This window comes from Microbacterium sp. USHLN186 (assembly GCF_037145155.1).
Classification (GTDB): Bacteria; Actinomycetota; Actinomycetes; order Actinomycetales; family Microbacteriaceae; genus Microbacterium.
Window position 1 is genome coordinate 652,204 of the sequence record NZ_JBBCYA010000001.1, and the last position, 25,852, is coordinate 678,055.

General features: G+C 65.6%; 20 protein-coding genes and 1 pseudogene. 5 read left to right on the forward strand and 16 right to left on the reverse strand.

Going from position 1 to position 25,852, the window contains the following annotated elements; translation table 11 throughout:
• Nucleotides 1–54: 54 nt before the first annotated feature.
• Nucleotides 55–1,419, reverse strand: a complete 1,365-nt coding sequence (locus WFG93_RS03060) for a plasmid pRiA4b ORF-3 family protein (protein WP_336644842.1) — start codon at nt 1,417–1,419, stop codon at nt 55–57.
• A gap of 229 nt (nt 1,420–1,648) precedes the next feature.
• On the opposite strand from WFG93_RS03060, the gene WFG93_RS03065 reads away from it, so the two are divergent.
• Nucleotides 1,649–2,068 carry a hypothetical protein gene (locus tag WFG93_RS03065; RefSeq protein WP_336644843.1) on the forward strand — a complete coding sequence of 140 codons (420 nt, stop codon included), beginning with the start codon at nt 1,649–1,651 and terminating at the stop codon, nt 2,066–2,068.
• Nucleotides 2,069–2,292: 224 nt separating this feature from the next.
• On the opposite strand, the gene WFG93_RS03070 is transcribed toward WFG93_RS03065, so the two are convergent.
• The 3 genes and pseudogenes from WFG93_RS03070 to WFG93_RS03080 form a co-directional block, all read right to left on the reverse strand.
• Nucleotides 2,293–3,984: a DUF262 domain-containing protein gene (locus tag WFG93_RS03070; RefSeq protein WP_336644844.1), complete on the reverse strand. Its 1,692-nt coding sequence runs from the start codon at nt 3,982–3,984 to the stop codon at nt 2,293–2,295.
• Nucleotides 3,985–4,063: 79 nt separating this feature from the next.
• On the reverse strand, nt 4,064–5,383 hold the full coding sequence (locus WFG93_RS03075; RefSeq protein WP_336644845.1) for a DUF2075 domain-containing protein: 1,320 nt from the start codon (nt 5,381–5,383) through the stop codon (nt 4,064–4,066).
• A pseudogene (locus WFG93_RS03080) lies at nt 5,380–5,631 on the reverse strand (MazG-like family protein); the annotation flags it as partial. The gene WFG93_RS03075 and the pseudogene WFG93_RS03080, both read right to left, overlap by 4 nt.
• 306 nt (nt 5,632–5,937) lie before the next feature.
• On the opposite strand from WFG93_RS03080, the gene WFG93_RS03085 reads away from it, so the two are divergent.
• Nucleotides 5,938–7,068 (forward strand): DNA cytosine methyltransferase, encoded by a 1,131-nt coding sequence (locus WFG93_RS03085; RefSeq protein ID WP_336644846.1) that lies wholly within the window; start codon nt 5,938–5,940, stop codon nt 7,066–7,068.
• On the opposite strand, the gene WFG93_RS03090 is transcribed toward WFG93_RS03085, so the two are convergent.
• Nucleotides 7,061–8,722 carry a hypothetical protein gene (locus WFG93_RS03090; protein ID WP_336644847.1) on the reverse strand — a complete coding sequence of 554 codons (1,662 nt, stop codon included), beginning with the start codon at nt 8,720–8,722 and terminating at the stop codon, nt 7,061–7,063. The two genes, WFG93_RS03085 and WFG93_RS03090, sit on opposite strands and share 8 nt — an antisense overlap.
• Before the next feature lie 156 nt (nt 8,723–8,878).
• On the opposite strand from WFG93_RS03090, the gene WFG93_RS03095 reads away from it, so the two are divergent.
• Nucleotides 8,879–9,292, forward strand: coding sequence for a very short patch repair endonuclease (locus WFG93_RS03095; RefSeq protein ID WP_336644848.1), 414 nt, complete (start codon nt 8,879–8,881; stop codon nt 9,290–9,292).
• Nucleotides 9,293–9,448: 156 nt separating this feature from the next.
• Here WFG93_RS03095 and WFG93_RS03100 read toward each other — a convergent pair whose 3' ends face one another.
• Nucleotides 9,449–10,228 (reverse strand): hypothetical protein, encoded by a 780-nt coding sequence (locus WFG93_RS03100; protein WP_336644849.1) that lies wholly within the window; start codon nt 10,226–10,228, stop codon nt 9,449–9,451.
• Nucleotides 10,206–10,442, reverse strand: a complete 237-nt coding sequence (locus WFG93_RS13975; RefSeq protein ID WP_442928222.1) for an AAA family ATPase — start codon at nt 10,440–10,442, stop codon at nt 10,206–10,208. Before WFG93_RS13975 ends, WFG93_RS03100 begins: the two co-directional genes overlap by 23 nt.
• A 282-nt stretch (nt 10,443–10,724) precedes the next feature.
• On the opposite strand from WFG93_RS13975, the gene WFG93_RS03105 reads away from it, so the two are divergent.
• Entirely contained in the window at nt 10,725–11,378 is a 654-nt protein-coding gene (locus WFG93_RS03105; protein ID WP_336644850.1) for an NAD(P)H-hydrate epimerase, read from the forward strand.
• 33 nt (nt 11,379–11,411) lie between these two features.
• Here the strand turns inward: WFG93_RS03105 and WFG93_RS03110 are convergent, their stop codons facing one another.
• Nucleotides 11,412–13,049 (reverse strand): amidohydrolase, encoded by a 1,638-nt coding sequence (locus WFG93_RS03110; protein WP_336644851.1) that lies wholly within the window; start codon nt 13,047–13,049, stop codon nt 11,412–11,414.
• 1 nt (nt 13,050) lies between these two features.
• Complete coding sequence (locus tag WFG93_RS03115) at nt 13,051–14,358, reverse strand: MFS transporter (RefSeq protein ID WP_336644852.1); 1,308 nt, start codon at nt 14,356–14,358, stop codon at nt 13,051–13,053.
• A gap of 138 nt (nt 14,359–14,496) precedes the next feature.
• Here WFG93_RS03115 and WFG93_RS03120 point away from each other — a divergent pair, with 138 nt between their 5' ends.
• Nucleotides 14,497–15,375, forward strand: a complete 879-nt coding sequence (locus tag WFG93_RS03120; RefSeq protein ID WP_336644853.1) for a LysR family transcriptional regulator — start codon at nt 14,497–14,499, stop codon at nt 15,373–15,375.
• A gap of 99 nt (nt 15,376–15,474) precedes the next feature.
• Here WFG93_RS03120 and WFG93_RS03125 read toward each other — a convergent pair whose 3' ends face one another.
• The 7 genes from WFG93_RS03125 to WFG93_RS03155 form a co-directional block, all read right to left on the reverse strand.
• Nucleotides 15,475–16,356, reverse strand: a complete 882-nt coding sequence (locus WFG93_RS03125) for a metallophosphoesterase (protein WP_336644854.1) — start codon at nt 16,354–16,356, stop codon at nt 15,475–15,477.
• A gap of 42 nt (nt 16,357–16,398) precedes the next feature.
• Nucleotides 16,399–17,445 (reverse strand): LacI family DNA-binding transcriptional regulator, encoded by a 1,047-nt coding sequence (locus WFG93_RS03130; RefSeq protein WP_336644855.1) that lies wholly within the window; start codon nt 17,443–17,445, stop codon nt 16,399–16,401.
• The gene (locus WFG93_RS03135) at nt 17,442–19,151 is read right to left on the reverse strand and encodes an ABC transporter permease (RefSeq protein WP_442928227.1); all 1,710 of its coding nucleotides are present in this window, start codon (nt 19,149–19,151) and stop codon (nt 17,442–17,444) included. The genes WFG93_RS03130 and WFG93_RS03135 overlap by 4 nt, the downstream gene beginning before the upstream one ends.
• A gap of 160 nt (nt 19,152–19,311) precedes the next feature.
• Nucleotides 19,312–20,343 (reverse strand): ABC transporter ATP-binding protein, encoded by a 1,032-nt coding sequence (locus WFG93_RS03140; RefSeq protein ID WP_336644857.1) that lies wholly within the window; start codon nt 20,341–20,343, stop codon nt 19,312–19,314.
• A gap of 11 nt (nt 20,344–20,354) precedes the next feature.
• Nucleotides 20,355–21,434: an extracellular solute-binding protein gene (locus tag WFG93_RS03145; RefSeq protein ID WP_336644858.1), complete on the reverse strand. Its 1,080-nt coding sequence runs from the start codon at nt 21,432–21,434 to the stop codon at nt 20,355–20,357.
• Nucleotides 21,435–21,672: 238 nt separating this feature from the next.
• The gene (locus tag WFG93_RS03150) at nt 21,673–23,169 is read right to left on the reverse strand and encodes a SulP family inorganic anion transporter (RefSeq protein ID WP_336644859.1); all 1,497 of its coding nucleotides are present in this window, start codon (nt 23,167–23,169) and stop codon (nt 21,673–21,675) included.
• A gap of 600 nt (nt 23,170–23,769) precedes the next feature.
• Entirely contained in the window at nt 23,770–25,791 is a 2,022-nt protein-coding gene (locus WFG93_RS03155; RefSeq protein ID WP_336644860.1) for a beta-galactosidase, read from the reverse strand.
• Nucleotides 25,792–25,852: the final 61 nt, after the last annotated feature.

The window sequence follows — 25,852 nt, forward strand, 5'->3', positions numbered from 1 at the left end:
CCCCCGACGGGGTTCCAGTTCGTGTGACCTCGTTGCCTGGTTGCGCGCATGCGGTCAGTGCAGCGCGAGCTTCGCGAACAGGCGGAGGTCCGCCTCGTCGCCGCCTCGACGCAGCAGTGACCTCGAGATCAGATCGAGCACCCGCTGCGCACTGAAGACGACGTACTCGATCTGCGGTTCGGTGAACGCGAGCCGGGTCGACGACTGCCAGCCGCATATCTCCAGGCCGAAGGCGATGGCGCGCCAGCGTTCGCCGGGCGGCGTGCCGTCGGCGACGGCGAGCAGCAGTAGAGTCGCCGCGTCAGACTCGGCATCGCTGAGCTTGCGGTACACGCCACGCGTGATCAGCTGCAGCTGCGCGCGAGCGTCTCCCAGGGCCTTCTTCGCCGCGGCACTGAGCAGCAGGCGCCCCTTGTGCACACGCATCAGTCCCAGGCGTTGAGCAGCGCCGCGCAGCTCGGAGATCGGCGGCGTGAGGTCTTCCCGGTTGCCGGCGCCGATCCAGTCGTCGAGCAGATCCAGCTCGGTCATGCCGGCGAGGACGGTGGTGGGTGGCATCCATCCCGCCGCAGTGAGGGCGAGGCCGTCGGGTCCGACGGCATCCATCAGCCAGGCGAAGGGTCGCACGATGCGCGCCGCGGTCTCGTCATCGACCTCCAGCGGCTCGAGTACGTGGGTGAGGTGCAGGTGCTGACGCAGCTCAGACCGAATCGGCGGCGGCAGCTGCGCCGCCAGCTCGACGATCGGCGACTCGTCGGTGACGTCGCCCGGGCGGCGCAGCTCGTCGCTCTTCACCAGGCCCGACATGTCGTACGGCGAGAGCCCCGACCCCTGCGGGTTGAACATCAGGTTCAGCTCACTCTGCGCACCGACCAGGTCGAACGCGCCCGGCGAGAGAGGCGCCCAGGGGCCGACTGTCGCGCGCACCCAGTCGCTGATTTCGCGGTGCTCCGGATGCTGCGGGTCGGCCAGCGCGGCGAGCTTGTCCCGGTATCCGGCGATGCCGCCGGCGTCTTCGAACGGCCCGCGATTCGCGCCGTCGAGCAGCACGACGGGTGCGAGCAGAGGGGAATCCGGCTGGCGTTCGACGACGTCGAGGCGGTGCACCCACCCGTCGCCGAAGTCGTACTCGTACCAGAGGGTGCCGAGATTCGAGAGCACCTGATCGACGGTGGCCGCGTCTTCCGACAGCGCTCTGCTCTCAGCCGCGAAGTCCGGCGACTCCCAGCGCCGCCCCTGCGTGGACGGCTGGTCGGGATCGGTGTCGGTGAATGCGTGCAGATGCGATTCGCGCCAGCCGACGATCGTCTGCAGGGCGATGTGCAGCATGCGAAGGGGCATCCGCCCGTCGATGTCGAACTCGCGCCAGATCTCGGGTTCGCTGTCGACGAGGGCGACGCGCAGGCGGTACCGGGTCATGGCGACAGCGTACGTATGGGGTCTGACATCCGGTGCCGTCTGGTCGCCGCTGCGGATGGCAGAGCAGATGCCCAGGCGCGACGACTTCGCTTGCCGATGTCCGTCGTCGTCGGTACGGTCGGTCCCATGGCATCCGCCCGTCGTGAGCTATCGAGGCAAGAGACGCCGCAGTCCTGATCAGGGCCGCGGCGGCTCTTCTTGTCATCGTTCATCACGACAGGAGACAGCCATGTCCGAAGCCGACTGGAGCAACGACCAGCTCCGCACCTTCTTCTCCGCCTTGCGCTCGGGAGGGCTCTTCGACCGCGGCGCCTCCGTCGACGACGAGTGGCGCGCTGCGTTCCGCCGCCAGGCGATGCGCCGGATCGTGCCCGCCGTCGAGCGCCGCCTGCTCGCCGAGGTCGGTGCGATGCTCGATGCGCCCGGCATCGCGCATGTGGCACTCGAGGTGGCGGAGGATCTCGCGTGGGGCGCCGAGCACGCCTGGTTGATGGTGACGGCAGAGCCGTGGCGGCACCTCGCCGATCTCGTGAGGCGCGAGATCCGCCGGTCGTATCGCAAGACGGTCCGCATCCGGCGCGACGCCGAGACGCTCGACGGCATCGAGGCCGCGAGTTCTCGTCGCGCGCTGGACGCCGGCGAGGGGTGACCGTGGCCTAGGTCGATGAGCGTGGTTGTTGCGTCACGCCCAGGGGGGCCTCTGTCGGCCTAGCAATCGTTCGTCCGGCCGCGCGGCACATTGTCTGTCGAGGGACAGCCGTCAGGAAGCATCCCCATCCGCGACCAGCAACCCGTCGCTCACCATGGTCGGCCGTCCGCAACTCGCTCGGGTGCGCCAGGGCTTCTGCTTAGAATCTCAGCGCTGTTGACGCGCTAACTCAGATCCCACTCCTCGATTAGTCTCTGCAAAAGCTCTCCTTGCCGCTTCTCCACAACATCGGGCGTCCAAGATTCATACCCGAGAACCTGGGTCGTGAGAGCGAACAGCGCGGCCCCCTTGGTGCTCGTGAAGTACTTGGCCTTCTTGACGTCGAAGTCGTAGTTCTGCGCCTCGCTGTTCTTCGTTCGGTTGAGCAGGACGAGGTTGCCGAGTTTGTGCGTCCAATCAAGCCGCTGCTCATCGGTGAAGTCACTTATCCACTGGCTTTCAGCCTTGGGATTCTGCGGCAACACGTGCTCTACGGTGATCACCTTGTGAGCATAGGTAGCACCCGGGTTTGCTGCAATCAGTGAATCGAGTCTAAGCAGAACGTACTTTCGGACGGGATTGACAAGGTAGATCTCGCCACCCAGTCGCGACTTGGTCTCTGCCTTCTCTTCTTCTGAGAGCTCGAACGCGGAAGATGCCAGCCCCTCGCCATCGTCAAGTTGCTTGAGTAGATCGAGATACCGCTGCACACGCGGTGTGGTGTAGACGCGTCGGAGGAGAAAGCTCGCCGCCAATCGCTCGAGCTTGCGCAAGAACTGGTCCAGGAACGCTCCATCGTCTCTGTGGTTCTTGAGGGCCCAGAGTGCGACAGGGCGCCAATCGTCGTTGTCCAGCTGGCTGAGCCGTTTGAGCCAATCGTTGACCTTGTCCCAGACGCCCCCAGCGTCAAAATCCTGGTTGACAAGCCGTTGATCGGCGAGAGCATACGGCTCTAGGACGTCATCCACGAAACCTTTACCGTTTGCGGGAAGGTACGCGTTAAGCACCTGCTCCGGGAACTCTGTGAGCAGGCCTCGCACAGCGCGCGCCTTAGACACGATCATTCGGATATACAGGAACAGGTCCCCGAACTCGTCCCGGCCAAGATCTTCCTCGAGGTCTTCCCACAGGTCTGCGTAGTCCGCGCGGTCGGTTTCTGCGATCGCGCCGATGATCTGCGACTTGAAAATGTCGGGAGGGGTCAATGGGAGGCCGCGCGCATTCATCACGCTGAAGATCCGATATGCGCTGTTGAGGTCGGGGGTGCTGACGACAACTATGAACGTCCGAGACGCCATCATCACAAACAACTTCGTTCGCTCAGCCTCGGTCAGTGCTGAGAGTCGACTGTACAGGGCGGCAGAATTGTCGCGAATAGCACGCTGTGCGTCGGTTGTGGTCTGGTTGTCGCTCAGCTCAACGAGCGTCTTGATTCGTCCGATGGTCTGAATGTGTTCGCGGAAAAATTTCGCGTCGCGCTCGCGCAGTCGCAGGCGGGCCCTGGCCGGTCGGCTATCCCAAAGCACTTCGGGTTCTTCAATGAACCGGTGGATGTCGTTCCGGAGGCTGGCATCGGTGGCGAGGTCGCGGAGCACCGCGAGGAGAATTGTCAGAGTGGTCAGGCGCTGCTGCCCATCAATCACCTCCGCGGCCGGCTGGCCCTTCTCCTTGACCAACACTATGGAGCCCAGGAAATACGGCTCGTCCGTGTCGCTATCCAGCGAACCCTGCAGGTCGTCCAGAAGCTGGAGGGTCTCATCGCTTCCCCACGAGTAGGGGCGTTGATAGTCGGGGATAGCGAAGTCGTACTCTGCAGTGAAGAGTTTTCCGAGCTGGACCTCGCCAGCTTCGATCGGCTTCAATTTGGGCTGGCTCATGATGTTCCGAGGATAGCGACGATTTGGGGAGAACCCAGGCTGACGACCACCGGTGATGTCACCGATCTAAGCAGGGCGCTCAGTAATGACTGAGGGCGACTCGCAGGCCAACCTCGCGATCGCGGGCACAGATCGCGCGACGCATCTCACCGAGGTCGTCGAAGAAGCGCAGGTCGTAGTCGCCGAGGTCCGGGCGCTGCGGATGCGCGCCGCGCATAAGCGCCCGGATGTACTCGACGTAGTCCACGCCGGCACGCACGCGCATCTGGGTGGTCAGCCTGAAATGGCGGTGAGAATCTTTGGCGTCCCGAAGCTCCTCCTCGACGTTGCCGGCGCGAGGTCGTGCGGCCGCACGCTCTGCGCGCCATCGATGAGCAGCATCCGGTGACGGCTGCGCCCCTTGATCGGAGTCGAGCTGCGTGCGCGACGGATCATCCCAAGGGGAACAGCTTCTCTTGATCTCGCGGAACTTCTTGTTCTGCACACCGGATGCCTGATTCGCGCGCTGATTCAGCCGGTGCGTCTCGTCGACGAGGATCAGGTCGAACATGGCATCCGACTCCCCGACCTGAAACGGCGTGAGCACCATCGCCGGATCGAGCTTCGGCGTCTTCTTGAACACCTGCCGCACAGATTGTCGCAGCGACTGCTGCGGGATGACCAGCGCCATCTTCAGATCGCGCAGCAGCTCTCGGTTCTCGGGAGTGAAGAACTCGGCGAACATTGAGTCGGGCTCCACGTCGTCGTTGTCTTGATAGTCGCGGATGTCGGCGAGCAGCTTCATCAAGAAGATGGCGATGATCGTCTTGCCGGTGCCGGGGTCGCCCTGCACGACGAGGGTCGAGCGGGCATCCGGATGCTGCAGATCGGCCAGCAGGCCCTCGACGATGTCTTCGATCGCGATGGCCTGATCGTCGGTGAGCGCCTTGAACGGCGAGAGCTTGAATAGGTCGCTGTTCTCGATCCGCGGGATGCTGCGGCTGAACAGGCCTTCGGCGCGCAGCGCCTCGAAGACATCGCGGAACGACTCGCGATAGATGTCGCGGTCGTAGTAGCGCGCGTCGCTGAGTCCGTCGTTGCTGTTCAGGATGCTGTACTGACCGTCACCGTGAAACCAGCGGATCAGGTGCGACTCGAGGTCGAGGCAGACGGACTTGTTGAAGCGCTCGCCGATGACGACGCGGATCGACTCGAGACCTTCGTCCTTCTTCGAGCTGGCGAGATGCTGCCGCATTCGGGATGCCGCATTCACCGTCTCACCGACGTAGAGCTTCTTGCTGTCGCTTGAGCTGTCGAGCACGTAAACGACCGGCCAGTCGGTGTGCTGCGCATCGCTGTGCGCCCACGCGTCGACACGCTGACGTTCGAAGGGCAGCCGCTCGATGCTGAACTCCGTCACGGGTGCAGGTCCGTGTACTTGGTGATGCGGCCCTTGGACAGCTCAACCGGATACTTCGCACGGGTCTGCTCGAGCTTGCGCATCACGATCTCGTCGATGTCGACGTCGACGCCGTGCCGTGCCGCCATCTGAAAACAGTAGGTGAGCACGTCGGCAAGTTCTTCTTCTACGCGTGTCTGGTCGGGCGTCTGGCCCCACTGGAACAGCTCAAGCAGCTCGGCCGCTTCGATCGAAATCGACTTCGCGAGATTCTCAGGCGAGTGGAACTGGTCCTAGTCGCGTTCGACGGCGAAGTCGCGGAGGGCCTGCAGCGTTGCGGGGGACGGCATGTGGGAGAACGTAGCAGGAGGGCGGCGATTGCTCCCGGGACAGCGACCATCCAATGAGAGACTGGTCGGCGACGGCACGAGCTCAGCCTGTTCACGAGGCTGCTTTTCCGATCGAACTGGGGTAAGCTGCAATGAGCAGCTGCAAGTTGCGACCCCTATGTCTGAGGGTCTGTGTAGTGTTTCGAAACTACCCCCGAAGTGCCGTCAATCTTGAGGAGAGTTCACATGGCTGAGTATCGCATCGGCGAGCTGTTCTGCGGACCCGGGGGGATTGCGAAGGGACTCGACCTTGCTGTCGCGGACCTGAAGCTGCAAGGTGTCGATGTCGACATCAGACACGTTTGGGCAAACGACTACGACGCCGCGACCGTCCGAACGTATAAGGCGAACTTCCCCGAAGCGGACGTGATCCATGGGGATATTCGCGAGCTCGACATCGAGGGTGAGCTGTCCGATGTTGATGGCTTCGCCTTCGGCTTCCCCTGCAACGATTTCAGCGTGGTCGGTGAGCAGAGGGGCATTGATGGAACGTTCGGGCCACTGTATGAGTACGGGGCTAAGGTCCTTGATTACTACAGCCCCAAATGGTTCTTCGCTGAGAACGTCGGTGGGTTGAGGAACAGCAACGACGGACTTGCATTCGAGATGATCCTGGACCGCCTACAGAACGCTGGGGGCTCTGAGTACGGGGGGTACACGCTGTATCCGCACCTCTATAAGTTCGAAGAGTATGGAGTGCCTCAGCGCCGCCACAGGATCATCATCGTCGGGATCCGCAACGACCTCGACGTGAACTTCCGCGTTCCATCCCCGGAGCCCTATGCGCACGTCGATAACACCGTGCGTACGGCGCTCAGCAATATCCCGGCCGATGCGACTCATCAGGAGAGGACCCGACAGACGCCTACCGTTGTAGAGCGCCTCTCCTATATCAAGCCGGGGCAGAACGCCTTTACCGCAGACCTGCCTGCCCATTTGCAACTGAACGTGCAAGGAGCGAAGATCAGCCAGATCTACCGCCGCCTTCAAGCCGATAAGCCGTCATACACTGTGACTGGTTCGGGTGGTGGGGGAACGCACGTGTATCACTACGAAGAGAATCGAGCTCTTACCAATCGCGAGCGCGCCCGCATCCAAACTTTCCCAGATGACTACATTTTCGAAGGAACCAAGGAGCAGGTCCGCAAGCAGATCGGCATGGCTGTTCCTGTCGATGGAGCACGGGTTGTCTTTCGGGCGCTATTCAGCTCACTAGCGGGCGTTAGCTACCCAAGTGTCGAACCGAACCTTCTCGGATCAGTGCCTCCGCGCAGAGTCGACGACCTCAGCGTTGGCGCTGACCAGGCCGCTAGCTGACATCACCCACAAGGCTGGCGATATCTGCGGGAGTGATCTCGCGGTTCGAAGTCCAGAGACGCAGAAGGTCTTCGTGATCGAGACCGCTGTCGAGATAGGTATCGATCAGGTCGAGCCACGGGTGAATCGCAATACCTGCCCCGGGCACGCCCGTAGCTGCCGAGATCTTTCGCAGGTTCGGCGTGAAACTCGGCGCAAATCCCCCCGCGATATAGAGAAAGAAGCCAAGCGGCAGGTGCAACCCCTGATATGCGGGGATGTAGCTGGTCTGCATCCGCAATTGATGGTCGGACTCGAGGGCGTAAGCGGCGTACGCTTTCGTGTCGACTATCCCAACCCAGCTAGCAGACCTCACCTCCACATCGGGTACGCGCCCGCCTTGGCCCACGTGCGCCGCCTCGAGGTTGAAAACAGTACGCATCACCTCAGCTGTCGCCTTCTCGAAAGCGATCGCTTCTTCAGTTCCGGAGAAGGCCATCTGCTGGTAGCGATCCAAGAACTGTCCAAGTCCAGCGCGTGGCGTGGCAATCAGCTGGGAGACTCCCGTTCGGACAATCTCGCGATCGAGGCCTGTGTGGGTGACTATCGCGTCGACCACCGCGGCCGTCGGCTCGGTCACGATAGTCGTGGCGTACAAATGGGAGAGTGCAGCTGAGATCAGTCCGATCGTTCGATCGTTCGTGCTCGTGCGACGAACGGCGCTGATCTGACGTTGGTCCTTTGTAGCACCGGCCTTTACACCGTAGGTGCGCTGATACGCCTCGGCCGCGCGTGACGCGTCGTATGCCGTACCCGTACCCTCATTCATGGCGAGGAGGGGTTTCGTCGACCATTCAGCGACCTGCGCTTCGATGTCGTGCATCAGATCCGTATTGAGGGCGGTGACCGTCTTGACGTCAGGTCGGCCAAAGTCCACGCCGTTGCTCTCGGTCGCGTACCCGGTGTATCTCAGCCATTGGGCGAAGGTGTTTGCTACGTCTTTCAGGGTGGTTCGGATCAGTTGCTCGGCGGATTTACCGGCGCCGAACCGGTCGGCGAAGTCGCCCTCGAGTGACTCAATGCCACGAGCCCGGAAGTCCAGAACGCGGTCAGCAACTGCGGTGGCTTGGCGTGCTGAATGGCGCGTTGCGTAGCCGAGCACGCAAGCAGCGATCTCTTCATCGGTGACATAACCGCCGAGGCGAGAATCTGAGAGAAGACGCAGTAGCAGAACGAAGGGGCGCAACCGGAATCGACGGTCGACGTCCACAGGTTTCGCCACACTGTAAGCCGAAGGGAATTGGAAGCCGAGGACCTGCTTCCTCAGCACAGGCAACGCGTCTTCCTGATCGACTAGCGATTGACCGGCGAGAGTCAGGTGCACCTCTTCATCTGACTCCTCCGAATCTCGGTGAAAGAAGAACAGGCCTAGGGCGTACAGCATTTGCGCGTGAGTGCGCCCACCGCTGCCGCCTCGTCCGCGGGCACGCTCGGTGTGCTCCCCAGGACGCTTCAGATCGAGTGCCTCTAAGCGGTTTTCGTAGGCCATCTGCAACTCGGCGTTTCCGTTCCAGCGCATGCCGGCTGCCACGCCGGAGAATGCCGCAAGCGACTTCGGTACTCGAATGAGCTTCCTGTGGGGTCGTGTAACGAACCAGTAGTCATGGTGGGCCATACGAATCCTCCGCTGTTGTCTCCGCTACGCGACTCTATCGAGATCGAATTGCTTTCTGGGCATCCTTCCCGCGGGCCGATACGGTCGCGCTCCAAGCTCGATGTCGTCCCCGTCCTAGCCCTGCCGCGGAATCCTGCAGAGTGGTAGTTTCGGCGCATGGCGACAAGCTGGGCATCCAGCGAGAACTCTCGACGCACGATGCGCGCGAACCGTCGTCGCGACACACGGCCCGAGCTGTCGGTTCGCCGCCGGCTCCATGCTCGCGGTTGGCGATACCGAGTGGACTTCCGCTTGGCCCCGCCGTTGCGAGTGCGCGCCGATATCGTCTTCACTCGGGTTCGCGTGGCGGTCTTCATCGACGGGTGTTTCTGGCACAGCTGCCCGACACACGCAACAGCCCCGAAAGCGAACTCGCATTACTGGGGGCCGAAGCTGGCACGTAACGTCGAACGAGATCGAGACACTGATCGAGCTCTCGCCGACTTGGGCTGGCGTGTCCTTCGCTTCTGGGAACACGAGGATGTGGACGCGATTGTCGCCCGCATCGAGCTCGTGCTTTCCGCGAAGTAGCCGCCTCCACACGACTGCATCCTCATCTGCCAAGGGGCCGTGATCGTCCGGATGTGGACAACGTTCGCAATGTCAGCGCCGTCGATCATATTCATAGAATGAGGGCGACGACGACGGTGACGTTGGCGAGTGCGGCCTGGTCGTGGATGAGCTGAGTTAGCTCGCGCTGGTGTGCGTAATCAAGGTGAGTATCTGGCTCGTCGTAGAGAAGCACAACGTCTTGGCCTGACTCCGCCAGAAGCAGGGAGGTGAACTCCCACACCGCAAGGGTGATGCGCCGAGCCCGCCCCGCCCCGCCCCCGACAGTCGGAGGTTGACGCCATCGCCTGCCTGATTCGTGATGGTGATTGTGGTGGCCTTCAGCCCGTTCGCGCTACCGAAGCTGACGACGGGTTGAATGTCGATCTCGCCGATGTCGGCAACCTTTGACTTGACGTGATCACGAATTGCGGCGATGTCTCCGACGAGCTTCTTCTCGATCTGAGTCTCGATTGTGCGCACGGTGCCGGTAAGCTCATCGTCGTTCAGGTGAGCCTTGTAGGCGGTCTGAAGAGTGGTGCGGATTGCATCCTCTACGTCGTATGCTCCCGCGGCGTCGAAACGTTTACCGACTGGCAGGGCCTTCTCCATCTGAGCAGTTGCCCGTGCCCACACAACTACTTGAGGCGCGGCGGACGCTGCGGCGTCCAGTTGCGCGATGTAGTCTGTCTTCACCTTCAGGCCAGCCTGCGAGAGTTCGAGGGTTTCGAAGCGGTCCTTCAACTGAGGAACAGTGAGGTCCGCGTAGTCGCGCAGGCGGGCATCCTCGGCGGCCAACGTTTCGACTTGAAGGACAGGAGAGTCGCCACCGATTGTCCGCTTCCGCAGCCTCAGAACCTCCGTTCCGAACAACTCACGCTCGGCGTCGTTCAGATCAAAGTCGCCGACCACGCTCATCTCGCTGACTCGCGCACGATCCCGCCCTGGTTCGCTCTGCTCCCAGGTCCTCGATCGTCGGCTTGTAACTTCCGAGCAACATGAGGATTGCATCGATGATCGCGCTCTTGCCGGCATCATTGTGCCCTGCGAGGATGGTAGGTGTTCCTAGATTCAAACTGTTCAGCGAACGAATTGATCGGAATCCATCGATTGAGACGTTACGTAGTTTCACAATGCTCCCCTTAGCCGGCCGCCTTGATCCGGGCAAGTGAACTCTACCGACGGGAGAGCGCTTGGTCGGAACTGACCACCGTGTTCAGTGACCGTTTGCGTGCCGAGCGATTGCCGGAACCGCCGGGCATCCTGGAACCGTCGTGCGACGCGATAAGCCGGCCATCAAGAAGCGGCGCCGATGGTGTTCGAGCGGTTGGCACGGCGTCCTCGATCTGGCGAAGCGTCCAGCGCGTGGTATTCAACAGGTCGCCGCGCCGCCGCCCCGCAGTACCGTGACGGCATGACCCCTACCGTCCCCACCTTCACCGCCGCGCAGGTACGCGCTGCGGAGGTGCCGCTGCTCGCCGCCGGTGTGCCGCTGATGCGTCGTGCGGCGGCCGCGCTCGCCGAGGTGATCGCCGAGCACCACCCCGAGCGGATGCTGGTGCTCGCCGGCCCGGGCGACAACGGTGGCGACGCGCTGTTCGCCGCCGCCGACATCGCCGCCCGCGGAGCGCGCGTCGACATCCTGTGCACTTCCGACCGCGTCCACACAGAAGCGCTGCAGGCGGCGACGGACGCCGGCGCCCGCAGCATCCGTCTCGCCGATCTCGATCCGGACGCCTACGACCTCATCGTCGACGGCATCCTCGGCATCGGCGCGCGCGGCGCGCTGCGGGGGCAGGCTCGCGAGGCCGTGACCGGGCTGCTTTCGGCATCCGCCGTCGTCATCTCCGTCGACCTGCCCAGCGGACTCAACGCCGACACCGGCGCCGCCGACGAGGCTGTGCTCGCCGCGACGACGACCGTGACGTTCGGCGCGGTCAAGGCCGGCCTCACGCGTGGCGAGGGGCCGCGACTCAGTGGGCGGATCGTGCTCGCCGACATCGGGCTGACGCTCGACCCGAACGATGCGGTGGGCCAGGCCACCGTGGCCGAAAAGCGCGGCGGGTAGGCGTTTCGACAGGCCCGCCGACGCAAGCATCCGTCAGCCGACGTCGCCGAACTCCACCACGCCACCCACCACGGTCGTCGTCACCTGCTGCTCGGCGATCCGCTCCGGCGCGATCTCGTAGAGGTCGTCGCTGAGGGCGATGAAGTCGGCGAGCATGCCGGTCTTCAGCATCCCCTTCGACCCCTCCTGGCTCACCGCGTACGCCGAGCCGTACGTGTACGCCCGCACGGCCTCGTCGATGCTCACCCGCTCGCGCTCGCCGAGCACCGCACCCGACCCAGTGCGGCGCAGCACCATGTCGCGCAGCGAGACCAGCGGGTTCGCGTCGGACACGGGGGAGTCGGTCGATCCGTTCAGCACGATCCCGGCATCCGCCAGCGACTTCACGCGGTAGATGTCGTCGCGACGGTCGTCGCTGACGGCGGCGGCCATACCGTCGCCGAAGTCCGAGAGGAACACGCCCTGCGGCACCGGGATCACACCGAGCCGCGCGGCGCGCGCGATGTCGTCGTCGCTCGCCAGCGCGAAGTGCTCGATGCGGTGACGCACATCCGGGCGCGGGGCGACGCGCTGCGCCTCTTCGATCGCGTCGAGCACATGCGTGATCGCCCGGTCGCCGATGGCGTGCGTGGCGACGGTCCACCCGGCGCGGTGTGCGCCGACGATGTAGTCGCGCAGTTGCTCGGGCTCGTGCAGCAGCACGCCGAAGTTGTCGGACTCGCCGTGGAAGCACGCATGCATCGCGGCCGAGCGGCCGATGAACGAGCCGTCGGCGACGATCTTCACCGGGCCGACGCGCAGCATGTCGTCGCCGAGACCGGTCCGAATGCCGAGGTCGAGCCCCAGCACCTCTTTGTCGGGCAGGGCGGTGAACGGGTGCAGCACGGTGATGTACGGCATGAGGGTGGTGCGCACGCGCAGCATCCGCTTCTCGACCGCGGTCTGGTACGCGTGGTAGTCGAGCGGATTGTTGCCGAGCATCCGGATCTCGCCGATGCCCGGTTCGGTGACCGAGGTGAGTCCGTAGCGCAGAGCCTCGTCACTGGCGAGCTGCAGATGGCGCTGCACGTCGTCGAGCTCCATCGGCCGCACCAGCGCGTAGATGGGCGACATCGCCGACTCCTGCAGCAGCCCCAGCGGGCGCCCATCGGCGTCGCGCGGGATGCCTCCGCCCGAGATGTCGGGGTAGCCCTCGCGTCGGGGGTAGCCGGCCAGCTCGAACGCGCGCGTGTTGGCGACGATCATGTGGCCGGACACGTGCTCGAGGATCACCGGGCGGCCGCCGGCGGCCCGGTCGAGCTCGTCAGCGGTGGGATGCCCCTCGAGGAAGTTCTGGTCGTAGCCCGAGCCGCGCACCCAGGCATCCGGAGCCAGCCCGTCGGCGTACTCCCGAACCGCGGCGTACAGCTCGGCGAGCGAGTTCACCGCCCAGGGGCGCACGTTCAGCGACGCGAGGCGGAACCCGGTGAGCGAGAGGTGGTGGTGCGCGTCGTGGAATCCGGGCAGCACGGGCTGGTCGTCCAGGTCGACCACACGGTCGGTCTGGACCCCGTGCAGGTCATCATCGAAGCCGACGATGCGTCCGTTCAGCGTGCCGATGCTGCGGGCGGTAGGCCGCTCGGGGTCGAGGGTGCGGATGCGGGCGTTGGTGAAGATCGTGTCGATGCGCATGTCAGACCCCCACCTCGCGCTGCACCTGTCGGGTGATCTGACGCTGCAGTCCCCACACGCCGGCGATCGTGAGGACGATCATCGCGGTGTAGAACACCGCGACCGCCCAGACGCTGCCGCCGCTGTTGTTGAGGATCCACTGCGCGATCAACGGCGTCGATCCGCCGAACACGGTCGCGCACAGCTGGTAGGCCAGCGAGACGCCCGAGTAGCGGATGCGGGCGGGGAACGCCGAGGCGAGGAAGGTCGCGAGCAGCGCGTAGTACGCGGTGCTGCCGAGGATCGTCGCGTAAAGGAACACCGAGATCCATAGCGGCGAGGCCGCCTGGATCGCCAGGAAGTACGGCACGGTCAGCACGATGCTCAGCACGAGCCCGCCGATCATGACGCGGGAGATGCCGAGGCGCTCAGCGATCTTCGCCGCGATCGGCTGCCAGATGAACTGCAGCACCGCCATGCCGAGCAGGATGTTCAGCATCAGCTGCCGCTCGATGCCCAGCGTGCCGGTGGTCCAGGCGAGCAGGAACGTGTTCGAGAAGTACGCCGTCGAGATGCCCATGACGGATGCCAGCACGCCGAGGCCGATCAGCACGGGCGCCGTGCGCAGGGCCACGAGCACCGGGGCGCTCACGACCTCCTGCTTCTGCTTCGCGGCGACGAAGTCGGGTGACTCCTCCACCTTCACCCGGATGATCAGGCCCACCACGACGAGAATCGCGGAGAGCAGGAACGGCACGCGCCACCCCCACGAGATGAACTGCTCGTCGGGTAGCAGGCCCACCAGCAGGAACATCAGAGTGGCGAGGATAGAACCTGCCGGAGAGCCCTGCTGCACCCACGTGCCGACGAGGCCCTTCTTCTCGGGGCGCGCGTTCTCGGTCGAGAGCAGCACCGCGCCGCCCCACTCGCCTCCGACGGCGAAGCCCTGCAGACCGCGCAGCACGACGAGCAGGATGGGCGCGGCCATGCCGATCTGGGCGAACGTGGGCAGCAGCCCGATCGCCGTGGTTGCGAGACCCATCAGCATGAGGGTGATGACCAGCACGTTCTTGCGGCCGAGCTTGTCGCCGAAGTGGCCGAACACCAGCCCGCCGACGGGTCGCATGAGGAAGCCGACCCAGAAGGTGGCGAACGAGGCGAGCAGTGCAGCACCGGGCGCGACCTCGGGGTAGAAGACACGGCCGAAGACGAGTGCGGCGGCGGTGCCAAAGATGTAGAAGTCGTACCACTCGATGGCGGTGCCGACGAAGGCGCCGAGCATCGAGCGGCGCTGCCGGTCAGGGGAGATCTCAGTGTGCGAAATGGCCATCATTGGCCCTCTCTGTGTGCGGGTAGTCGGGGTGAAGTCGCCGGAAGATCGTTCCGGATGTCGGGGATCAGGCCAGTCTTACGGCTGGTCGGTATGCTCGTCCAATGAGAAATCCGGGCGCCCGTATGCGGATCGCGTATGTACGGGGAGCGTGAGCTCGAGGCGTTCGTCGCTGTGCTCGACAGCGGCTCGGTCAGCATCGCCGCCGAACGGCTGCTGCGCACGCAGCTGACCGTCTCGCGACAGATCGCCGCTCTCGAGCGGCAGGTGGGCGCGCCGCTGTTCCGTCGGATGCCGAGCGGCATGGTGGCCACATATGTCGGCGAGCGCCTGGAGCCGATGGCGCGCGACCTGGTTCGTCGCGGGCGCCGCGCTCGCGAGGTGATGACCGGGATCGTCACAGATCAGCGTTCGTTCATCGCGGCTGCCCCCGAGATGACAAGCGTGCTGATCCTCGCACCCTTCATTGCAAGCGGTGGTGGCATCTCGGATGTCATGATCGCGAGCCCTGCGGACGCACACGACCGGCTGCGGATCGGGGCTGACCTCGCGGTGACGACCAACCCGCCACCCGAGCGCCTGAGCGGCGTCCGCGTGATGACACTGCCGTTGCTGTGCCAGATGCCTGAATCGCATCCGCTTGCGGGTGCCGATCACGTCGAACTGCGCGACTTGCTCGCCGGTTCCTTCCTCACCTCAGGACGAGGGTCGGCGGCATGGGCGAAGATCCAGCACGTCGCGGAGGGCGAGGGCTGGTCGCTCGAGCTGGCGGGATTCGGCGCAGACGCGCCCATCATCCAGGCGCGCTCGGCTGTGCGGAATGTGCCCTGTGTCGTGGTGGAGCCGCAGCGTTTCGGCCTGGTGTCGCGCCCGTTGCGCCATCGCGGGGAGCCGATGACGGCGGCGCTCTACGCCAGCTGGGAGCGCACGCACTACGCCGGGGACGAGATCCGCGCGCTGGTGCGCGAACTCGCGGAGTTCACCGCACACCATGTGCCGTCGATGTACGGGAACTGACGCGTTGGGGATTCCGGCCGTCCCGGACCCCGCGTGACCGCGCTGCTTTCGGCATCCGCTGTCGTGATCGCCCGACCTGCCCAGCGGTCTAAGCACCGATCAGGCCTCGCGCCAGCCGATCCCCGCTGCGCCGATCCGGCGCCCGACCTCGTCCGCCGCGACGGGCTCGCCGACATCCGTCCCGCGCTCCAGCGATACCACCGAGTGCACGATCGTCTCGGCGTAGACGTGCACGAGGTTGTAGCCCTGCGCAGCGTCCTGCCCTCGCGTCGCGCCTATCGGCTGCGCGAGATCTTGCCCGTACGCGCTCGACGACGCCACGGCCACCGGGATACCGGCGAACGTGCCGAACGACGGATGGTGCACGTGGCCCGAGAGGATCGCCCGCACATCCGACCCGGCCAGCACCGCAGCCAGTGCCGACTGACCTCGGAGCTCCACCGTCACCGCCAGATCGAGCACGGTCGGCAACGGCGGGTGATGGATGAGCAGCAGCGTGCCGAGCGGCGCGGGCGTCGACAATTCCGCAATCAGCCACGACAGCTGCGCCTTGTCGATCTCTCCCCAGTGCGCGCCCGGCGCGGTCGAATCCAGCACGATCGCCCGGAGCCCGCCGAACCAGCGAACCTCGGTTACGGGTTCCGCGCCCGACCCGGCCAACGCGAGCTCCGCCCGCATGGCCGCGCGGTCATCGTGGTTGCCCATCGCCCAGACCACCTCGCACTCCAGCGCAGCGGCCGCCTCCTCCACCATCGGGCGCAGCCGCCGGTACGCCGACGGGTCGCCGCGGTCTACGAGGTCGCCGGTCAGCAGCAGGGCGTCCGGCTTCAGCCCCGACGACACCAGCCGCTCGAGCATCAGCGTCAGGTTCGAGTCGGCATCCGCTCCGCTGCCGTACAGGGGCGACCGCTCCGCAGGAAGGTGCGTGTCGGAGATATGCACGAAGACGTGCGACGGGCGGGGGTGCTCGGTGAGGATCATGTCTCTTCCTGGTCGGCGAACGGAAAGCGAAACGAGTGTGTCTCAATCGGCGGTCGGAGCCGCGACGGTCGATCCGGGGATCAGTGGGCCGGCGAAGCCTCGGTGAACGGTGCCGATCCCGGCATCTGAACCGTCGGAGGTGAGCAGCTTCTGCATGGTGTCCACGGCCGCCGCGGCGACCTCTTCCACGGGTATCCGCACGGTGGTGAGCCCCAGCAGGTCGGCCCCGGGCAGGATGCCATCGCATCCGCTCACGCTCACGTCGGCGGGCACGTCCAGCCCCGATGCGCGCGCAGCCCGCATGAACGCGAGTTGGCGACTGTCGGATGCGCACATCACGGCCGTGGCGCCGGCGCGTACTGCATCCAGCGCTTCGGCCAGGCCCTCCTCAGGTCCTGCGCCGACGGAGAGTACCGTCAGCTGGGCATCCGCCGCGCTCAACGTCGCCTGCATCGCCGCGGCTCGCAGGTGCTCGGGGTACGAGGCATCAGCGCTCGCCGCCAGCACCACGACCCGCCGATGCCCGAGTCCCAGCACGTGAGACGCCAGTAGATGCCCGTGAGTCGCTTCGTCATAGTGCACGGAGTGGATGCGGCCCTCGGGCTCTATCCGACCGGCTCGCAGGATCGGCACTTGGTCGGCGAACGGCTCGAGCTGGGCGGTGCTCACGCCACCCGTGGCGACGATGAGGCCCGCGACTCGCATGCCCAGCAGCCGGTGCAGCGCGCCGACCTGCCTCGCGCCGCGCTGGTCTTCGCCGATCGTGACGGTGACGAGATCGAGTCCGCGGCTGTGCGCCTCGTCCTGCAGGCGGGAGAACAACAGGCCGTACACCGGGTTGCTCGCATCGCGCAGCATGAGGCCCACGGTTCCGGTCTTTCCGGCAGCGAGTTCGGCGGCGGCGGTGTTGCGAACATACCCCAGCCGCTCGGCGGTCTCGACGATGCGGTCGCGCGTCTCGGGCGCGAAGCGCCCCTCGCCCTTCAGCGCGCGGGTTGCGGTCGCACGGGACACTCCGGCAGCGGTGGCCACATCGTTGATGGTTACGCGCAGCGTGGGCGGTTGCTGACCCGCATCCGTCCCGGTCACGAGCGCGCCTTCCGCTTGCGCGGCGACCCCGCCCGTGATCCGCGTCCGTACACGAGGTACATCGTGACACCCATGATGATCATCAGCAGCACGGTGTACACGAACGTGATCGGCATCGCGTCAAGGTTGTTCTCGCCGCGCGTGCTCTCTTGGATGGCGACGCCGAGCGGCTTGAACAGCGGGTGGTACAGGAAGATCGCCGCGTCGTAGTCATCGAGCAGGCTGTTGAAGTTCAGCGCCGTGATCGCGGCGGCGGTCGGCAGCACGAGGGGGATGAGCACTCGACGGAAGGTGGTCAGCGACCGAGCGCCGAGGATGCGCGCGGCATCCTCGAGCGAGTCTGGCACCGACGCGAATCCAGCCTTCAGCAGGCGCAGCGTGAACGGGATCTTCACGCTGATGTAGGCGATCAGCAGCAGCACCGGCGTGCCGGTCAGCACCACGCCGCCGACGATGCCGTGCTGGCGATCGAAGGTCATCACCAGGGCGAGCGCGATGAGCACGATCGGCAGGATCCACGGGATGTGCAGCACGTACTCGAGAGCGCTGGTCAGCGGGTTGCGGAACTTCTGCAGCATCCGAGCCACGAACAGCAGACCGCCGACGACGATGATCGCCGCCAGAGCGCTGTACACGACGCTGACGATGAACGGCCGCAGCGCCGACGCACTGGTGAACACCGTGATGTAGTTCTCGAGCGTGAAGCTGTCGAGCGTGATCGATCCGGCCAGGATGCTGCGGGCATCCACGAACGAGAAGATCACGATCAGCACGACGGGGATCAGATAGATCACCCACAGCGCGTACGCGATGATGTGCACCATCGCACTCGCCACGGGCCCCCCGATCGGCTGCTTCTGCAGCGGCGTGGCGACCTTGGCGACGGAGAAGTAGACGCCCGACTTCTCTGCGCGGTTCATGATCACCAGCAGGATGATGGTGGCGATGCCGAGCACGATCGCCAGCAGCGCAGCGATGTCGCGGGTGATCGGGCTGCGGGAGAGGTCGATGATCAGCGGAGCGACCGTCTGGAAGTCGGGCCCGCCGAGCACCAGTGGCGCCGTCAGCGCGCCGAGGCCGATCAGGAAGGTGAGCACGGTCACCGCGAACAGCATCGGCTTCATCACCGGGAGCACGATGCGCCGCAGGATCGTCCAGGGCGAGGCGCCCATGAGCTTGGCGGCCTCGATCGAGGCGTAGTCGACCTTGCCCAGCGACGACGACAAGAACAGCATGTGGTTCGTGGTGGTCGCGAAGGTCATCACGAAGACGACGGCGAAGTAGCCCGAGAACCAGTTGCGGTCGAGCTCGGGGTTGATGTTCACCAGCAGGTTGGTGACGAACCCGAACCGGCCGTAGATGAAGTTGTAGCCCGCCGCGAGCACGATGCCGCCATAGATGAGCGTCGTGGCAAAGCCGAGCCACAGCAGCTTCGCGCCACGCACCCGGAAGTACTGGGTGACCAGCACGATGAACACTCCGACGACGTTGACCGTGATCGAGAGAGTGATCGCCAACAGGAAGCTGTTGCCGAGCGTCTTCATCGCCCGGGCGCTGCCCAGCAGCTTCTCGACGGCCCGTAGGCTGAACTGCCCGTCGGGGAAGAACGTGGTGCCTAGCAGTGCGGCGTTGGGCAGCACGAGGAACGCCGCGGCGAACCAGAGGGCGGCGAGGCCTGTCACCCACGCGAGTGGCGAGCGGAGCATGGAGCGGATGCCGCCGGGACGGCCACCCCTACCACCGCGACGGTCACGGTTTCGGCCGGCCCGGTCGTCAGCGTGATCGACGGCCGTGGTGCCGATGAGCACGCCGGCTTCGCCGGTCGTCGCCGCTCCCGGCGGAGGGGTCAGCTTCGGGTCGGTCACGTCAGGCCGCCGGGTACTGAAGGATCCACGCCGGATCGATGCCGATGAGTACGTCTTCTCCAACGTTCCAGCGGCGCCCGGCGGCGGCAGCAGTCACGCTCACGTGCATGGTCACGTCGTCGACGGCGACCGCGTAGACGCTGTGGCTGCCATGGTAGGTGCGCTCGATCACGCGGCCGCCGAGCGTCATCGGCGCCGGGTTCGGGTCGGTGTCGTCGGCCAGGACCAGCTTCTCCGGGCGCACATAGCTCTCAGCAGTCGGGTCGATTCCGGCATCCGCGATTCTGTTCAGGATGCCGGGAGTGAGTCGATTGCTCTCGCCGATGAACCGGCACACGAACGCGGTGGCGCTGCGGTCGTAGATCTCCTCCGGCGTGCCCACCTGCTGCAGGCGACCGGCGTCGAGCACGGCGATGCGGTCGCTGAGGGTCAGCGCCTCCTCCTGGTCGTGGGTCACGTAGACGGTGGTGACTCCGACCTCGTGCTGCAGCTGCTTGAGCTGCTCGCGCAGCTGCACGCGCAGCTTCGCATCCAGGTTGGACAGCGGCTCATCGAGCAGCAGGATGCGAGGGGTGAGCACCAGGGCGCGGGCGATCGCCACGCGCTGCTGCTGCCCGCCCGAGAGCTCGGACACGTTCTTGTCGAGCTGGCTCGAGGCGAGCCCGGTGCGCTCGGCGATCTCGTCGACGCGCTTGTTCCGGTCGGCCTTCGATACCTTCTGGTCGCCCTTCTGCACGGTGAGACCGAAGGCGATGTTGTCGCGCACATTCATGCTGGGGAACAGCGCGTAGTTCTGGAAGACCATGCCCACGTCGCGCTTCTCGCTCGGCACGCGGGTGACGTCGCGGCCGGCGATGTGAATGCGTCCCCCGGTGGGCTGGATGAACCCTGCGAGGGAGCGCAGGGCGGTGGTCTTGCCGCATCCGGAGGGGCCCAGGAGGGTGAAGAACTCACCCTCCTGGATCTCCAGATTCAGGTCAGAGACCGCACGGTGCTCCCCGAACGCGACCTCGACGTCTTCGAATCGAATCATGAGCGTGCTGATCAGCCGATGTACTCGAGGGTGACCTTCTCGACCCAGGCACCGAGGTTCTCGCTGACGAAGCCGAAATCGATGTCCTGACGCGGCAGCGACTTCATGAGCTCGATGACCTCGGGGTTCGCGCTCTCGACGGCCTTCTCGTTCACCGGCATAGCGTTGAACTCCTTCGCGAAGTCGCCCTGCACCTCGGCGCTGCCGAACCAGTCGATGAACTCCTGGGCCTGCTTCTCGTTGCCGGTGCCGGTGATCTGAGCGATCTGCTCAGTCACGTACGGCACGCCGTAATCAGGGACGATGGTGCCGGTCTTCGTCTCGTACTCGGCGTCGCGCGCCTCGATGCCGCTGGAGGGCAGCACGCCGTAGTCGACCTCGTCGCGGGTGATGCGGGCGTAGAGGTCGGTGCCCTCGACGGCGGGGGAGCCGTTGGCGTAGTACGACTTCACGAGGTCCCAGCCCTTGTCGCTGACGCCCAGGTCACCGGACTTGTCGAGGTTCTCGGTGAGGATGCTGGCCAGCACCAGCTGCGGGGTGGCTTGTCCGAGCGCCGGGTTCACCTCGTAGCGACCCTCATAGGACTTGTCGGTGTACAGCTCTTCCAGGTCGGCCGGCGGGCTGTCGACGCGGTTCTCGTCGTAGACCGTGACGATGGCCTGCTCGACCAGCGGCCAGAAGGCGCCGTCGGCAGGGTCCCCGGCGTTAGCTGGCACTTCTTCGTTCCAGGCCGGCTCGTACGCCGTGATCGCCTTCTCGGACTTGAGCTGCTCGAAGAACATGTTGTTCAGGCCGAACACCACGTCACCGACGGGGTTGTTCTTCTCGGCGATGATGCGGTTGGTGAGGTCCGCCCCACCGAGGCCGACGATCTCGATTTCGAAGCCGGCGTCGGCCGCCTGCTCAGTGATCCACTCACCGCGGCCGTCGCTGTTGGAGTTCGTGTAGACGATGAGCTTTCCGCCCTCGTCCTTGACCGAGCCTGCACCATCCCCGGACGACTGCTCCCCGCCGGCACAGCCGGTGAGAGCGACTGCTGCGATGGCGGTGATCCCGATCAGGGACCAGCGCTTCTTCCGGATGTCGACCATGGGTAGGTCCTTTCTCGTCTTCGAGCGGCTATCGCTCGACCTTATCTCAAAATTGTGGACTCAACACAATGAATTGGCCGTTTGGTGTTTGCGGTCGCGCGGCCGCATCAAACATAGGTTGTGCTGATTAATGCGAGCGGACTCCGAGGTGAACAGCGAGTCCGACGGGCTGGGCCGCCGACCAGACGGTTGGCACGGGAACGCCACCCGAGTAGGTGCCGCGAGGCTGAGCTCAGCGCTACTCGAACCCGCCGCTCAACCTCCCGTGGAACGTGCCGCTCGCCTCGTTCATCCCCACGATCTCCACCGACTTCCCGTACGCCGCGTACTTCATCTCGATGGCGTCCAGGGCGGCGACGGTCGACGCGTCCCACACGTGCGAGCCCGAGAGATCGATCACGACGCGAGACGGGTCTTCCGGGTACGAGAACAGCGTCGTCAGGTCGTTGCTCGACGCGAAGAACAGCTCGCCGGTCACGGTGTAGGTCGCCACGCCGTCGGACACCGCGCGGGTCACGTCGACCAGATGCGCCACCCGCCGTACGAACAGCACCGACGCGACCAGCACGCCGCCCACTACGCCGATGGCGAGGTTGTGGGTGAGCAGCACGAGCACGACGGTCGAGACCATCACGAAGGTCTCGCTCTTCGGCATCCGCTTCAGGGTCGACGGGCGCACGCTGTGCCAGTCGAACGCGCCGATCGCGACCATGATCATCACCGCGACCAGCGCCGCCATCGGGATCGTGGCGACGAAGTCGCCGAACACGACGACGAGCAGGAACAGGAAGATCCCTGCGCAGAACGTGGAGATGCGGGTGCGGGCGCCGGACTCCTTCACGTTGATCATCGTCTGGCCGATCACCGCGCATCCGCCCATGCCGCCGAACGCGCCCGACAGGATGTTCGCGACGCCCTGCGCCCACGCCTCGCGGCCCTTGCGCGAGTGCGTGTCGGTGATCTCGTCGACGAGCTTCGCGGTGAGGAGGGACTCCATCAGGCCGACCAGCGCCACCGCGAGCGCGAACGGCGCGATGATCGTGAACGTCTCCCACGTCAGCGGCACGTGCGGGATGAACAGCGACGGCAGGCTGCGCGGCAGCTCGCCCTGATCGCCCACGGTCGGCACGGCGATCGTGAACGCGAGCACGACTCCTGTCACGATCACCACCGAGACCAGCGGTGCGGGGATCACCCGCGTGATGCGCGGCATCACGATCATCACAGCGATTCCCAGCGCGACCAGTGGATACACCAGCCACGGCACGTCGATCAGCTGCGGGAACTGCGAGCTGAACACGAAGATCGCCAGCGAGTTCACGAACCCGACCATCACGCTGCGCGGAATGAACCGCATCAGCCTCGCCACGCCCAGGACGCCGAGGAGCACCTGGAACACCCCGGCGAGGATCACCGTCGCGATGAAGTAGTCGATGCCGTATGTCGGCGCGACCGGCGCGATCACCAGCGCCACGGCTCCCGTCGCCGCGGTCACCATCGCCGGCCGGCCGCCGAGGAACGCGATCGACACCGCCATGATGAATGACGAGAACAGCCCCACCTTCGGATCGACGCCGGCGATCACCGAGAACGCGATCGCCTCGGGGATCAGGGCCAGCCCCACCACGAGACCCGCGAGCACCTCGCGGGTCAGCATCCGGGGGCTCTTCAGCGCGGTCAGCACCGACGGGTTCGGCCGGTAGCGGGCGGGGTCATCGACGGATGCGACGGACATAAGTGCTCCTGAAAGCGCCTCGAGAGGGGAAGAGGCAGACGTTCCAGAGTAGAGCGGATGCCGGGGATCGGCCGCTTCGGCACCCTTTCCTGCTCCGCGCACTCTGGTGCGCATAGCCGCCGAGGGCTAAAGTTCGTGCACACGCGGTCCCTGGGGCTTCGGACCGCGGTCACAGGGGAGGTCACGATGTCTGATGTGAACAATCCGAGCACCTGGCCGGGTGCTCTTCAGATGGCTTGGTGGGCGCGATCGGGGCCGGCAGCGGCCGTGCCGCGGTCTGCTTGGAAGAGCCCGCCGTTCGGGCGCTCCATCACGTGGCTCGACCCCACGGTGAAGGCGTATTGGGCACAGGTGGTCGGCGATACGTCGATGGCACTGCCGCCTCCCGTGCCGCAGGAGCCATGGCCGGTTCCGGCACCAGGGTGGCCGGCACCGGGTGACGACGGCGGCGGCGATCGCTACTGTCCTCAGTGCGGTCGTCCCGCACGGGGCGGTGCGAATTTCTGCGCATTCGATGGAACCCGGCTCTGAGTCGACGCCCGGCGCTGGCGGGCTGCGCCGTGGTGGCTTGTGCCGCTCCACACCGCGCCCGCCCCGCCGTCACAGCCGCTGCACGAGAGCCTCACCCGCGGCGATCTGCATCAACACGTCGGTGCCCGGGACAGTGATCTGGTGACCGTGGTCGGAGTGATTGATCACGGTGGCGAAGGCCCCGGCATCCCCCGCCCGTACGATCACTTCGACGCCGTCCGGCAGCTCGGGTGAGAACACGTCGGCGGTGTCGTAGACGTCGGTGAACACCGGTGCGAGATCTTCAGCAGAGAGGTCGGATGCCACGTACCAAGCGGATCCGGCTCCGAACCCGTGGCGGGTAATCGCCGGCTGACCGGGGCGCGGCCCGTCGACGTAGTGCGCGAGCACCTCAGCATCCGTCACCATCAGGTCCTCCGTCCAGACATCCGCGACCAGCGTCTCGCCCCCGCGGTACTGCAGTCGTGCGGAGTCCTCCCCGCGCAGCGGGCAGTACTCCTGCACGCGCACGCCCAGGACCTCCGCCAGCGCGGCGTTCCACCCACCTGCCCGGACGCCGTCATTCTCGTCGACGACGCCCGAGAATGGACCGACCACCAGAGTGCCGCCGCCGGCGACGTAGTTCCGCAGATTTGCGGCGGCGACGTCGGTCAGTAGGTACGAGGCCGGCGCGAACACGGCGCGATAAGACGACAGGTCGGCCTCGGGATGCGCGAAGTCGGCCGTGATGTGATCTCGCCACAGCCGGTCGTACCACCGGGCGGTCTGCTCGCCGTGCGTGAGATCGATGCTCGGACGCCACTCGAGATCCTGCGCCCACTGCGAATTCCAGTCGAGCAGCACGGCGACCTGCGCCTGCACCCGCGACCCACGCAGATCATCCAGCCGGCTCAGTTGTTCGCCGAGGTCGCAGACCTCGCGCCAGATCCGGGTGTCGGTGCCGCCGTGCGGCAGCATCGCGGAGTGGAACTTCTCGGCGCCCTTCACGCTCGCCCGCCACTGGAAGAACATGATCGCGTCCGCCCCGCGTCCCAGATGAGACAGAGAGTTGCGGGCCATCTCCCCGGCGTTCTTCGCGATGTTGCGCGGCTGCCAGTTCACGCCCGAGGTGGAGTGCTCCATCAGCATCCACGGGTGGCCCTGGGCGACTGATCGGGTGAGGTCGGCGGTCTGCGCGAGGTCGACGTGACCGCGGGCGTCGGATGCACGCAGGTAGTGGTCGGTCGCGACGACGTCGACCTCCTGCGCCCAGCGCCACTGATCCACCCACGGGCAGCTGTGGAAGTTGGTCGTGATGGGGATGTGCGGGGTGACCTCGCGCAGTGCGTCGCGCTCGGCGACGTAATTCGACAGCAGCAGGTCGGAGTTGAATCGTCGCCAGTCCAGCTGCAGCGAGGGGTTCACGATCGACGGCGATGGCACCGGTCCGGTGATGTCCTCCCAGTCGCCGAGCGTCTGCCCCCAGAACGCCATCCCCCACGCCGTGTTCACCGCATCGAGTGAGCCGTAGCGCACGCGGGTCCAGTCGCGGAACGCCTGCTGTGCCTCAGGGGTGAAGCTCTCGCTCACCGGCAGGCCGTACTCGTTGTGCACGTGCCACATCGCCAGCGCGGGGTGCTGGCCGTAGCGCTCGGCGAGCGCGCGAGTGATGCGCAGCGCGTGCTCGCGGAAAACCGGCGACGCCGGACACGCCGAGCCGCGGGAGTTCGGGCCGAGGGGCGTCAGCGTGCGATCGACCACCCGCGCCTCGGGGAACTCGCGCAGGAACCACGCGGGGGGAGCGGCGGTCGGCGTCGCGAGATCGATGGCGATGCCGGCGTCGTGCAGCACGTCGAAGACCTCGTCGAGCCATTCGAAGTGGTACTCGCCGCGCCGCGGCTCGATGTTCGCCCACGAGAACATCCCGAAGCTGACAAGGTTCACACCGGCCTGCGCCATGAGCCGCACGTCCTCGCGCCAGGTGGCGGCATCCCACTGGTCGGGGTTGTAGTCGCAGCCGTAAGCGATGCCGCTCGGGCTGAGGGGCCAAAGAGCAGGCGCACGACGAGGCTCGGGGGCGGATTCGCGGAACGAAGATGTTGACGTGATCACGGGTCAAGAGTATCGTCATCGATGCGCATCGAATCGATGCGCATCGACGCGTTACCCGATA

Excerpts from the sequence above, each read along its gene's own strand:
- WFG93_RS03060 (WP_336644842.1), bottom strand. The coding sequence starts at position 1,419 with ATGACCCGGTACCGCCTGCGCGTCGCCCTCGTCGACAGCGAACCCGAG.
- WFG93_RS03065 (WP_336644843.1), top strand. The coding sequence starts at position 1,649 with ATGTCCGAAGCCGACTGGAGCAACGACCAGCTCCGCACCTTCTTCTCC.
- WFG93_RS03070 (WP_336644844.1), bottom strand. The coding sequence starts at position 3,984 with ATGAGCCAGCCCAAATTGAAGCCGATCGAAGCTGGCGAGGTCCAGCTC.
- WFG93_RS03085 (WP_336644846.1), top strand. The coding sequence starts at position 5,938 with ATGGCTGAGTATCGCATCGGCGAGCTGTTCTGCGGACCCGGGGGGATT.
- WFG93_RS03090 (WP_336644847.1), bottom strand. The coding sequence starts at position 8,722 with ATGGCCCACCATGACTACTGGTTCGTTACACGACCCCACAGGAAGCTC.
- WFG93_RS03095 (WP_336644848.1), top strand. The coding sequence starts at position 8,879 with ATGGCGACAAGCTGGGCATCCAGCGAGAACTCTCGACGCACGATGCGC.
- WFG93_RS03100 (WP_336644849.1), bottom strand. The coding sequence starts at position 10,228 with ATGAGCGTGGTCGGCGACTTTGATCTGAACGACGCCGAGCGTGAGTTG.
- WFG93_RS03105 (WP_336644850.1), top strand. The coding sequence starts at position 10,725 with ATGACCCCTACCGTCCCCACCTTCACCGCCGCGCAGGTACGCGCTGCG.
- WFG93_RS03110 (WP_336644851.1), bottom strand. The coding sequence starts at position 13,049 with ATGCGCATCGACACGATCTTCACCAACGCCCGCATCCGCACCCTCGAC.
- WFG93_RS03115 (WP_336644852.1), bottom strand. The coding sequence starts at position 14,358 with ATGGCCATTTCGCACACTGAGATCTCCCCTGACCGGCAGCGCCGCTCG.
- WFG93_RS03120 (WP_336644853.1), top strand. The coding sequence starts at position 14,497 with ATGTACGGGGAGCGTGAGCTCGAGGCGTTCGTCGCTGTGCTCGACAGC.
- WFG93_RS03125 (WP_336644854.1), bottom strand. The coding sequence starts at position 16,356 with ATGATCCTCACCGAGCACCCCCGCCCGTCGCACGTCTTCGTGCATATC.
- WFG93_RS03135 (WP_442928227.1), bottom strand. The coding sequence starts at position 19,151 with ATGCTCCGCTCGCCACTCGCGTGGGTGACAGGCCTCGCCGCCCTCTGG.
- WFG93_RS03140 (WP_336644857.1), bottom strand. The coding sequence starts at position 20,343 with ATGATTCGATTCGAAGACGTCGAGGTCGCGTTCGGGGAGCACCGTGCG.
- WFG93_RS03145 (WP_336644858.1), bottom strand. The coding sequence starts at position 21,434 with ATGGTCGACATCCGGAAGAAGCGCTGGTCCCTGATCGGGATCACCGCC.
- WFG93_RS03150 (WP_336644859.1), bottom strand. The coding sequence starts at position 23,169 with ATGTCCGTCGCATCCGTCGATGACCCCGCCCGCTACCGGCCGAACCCG.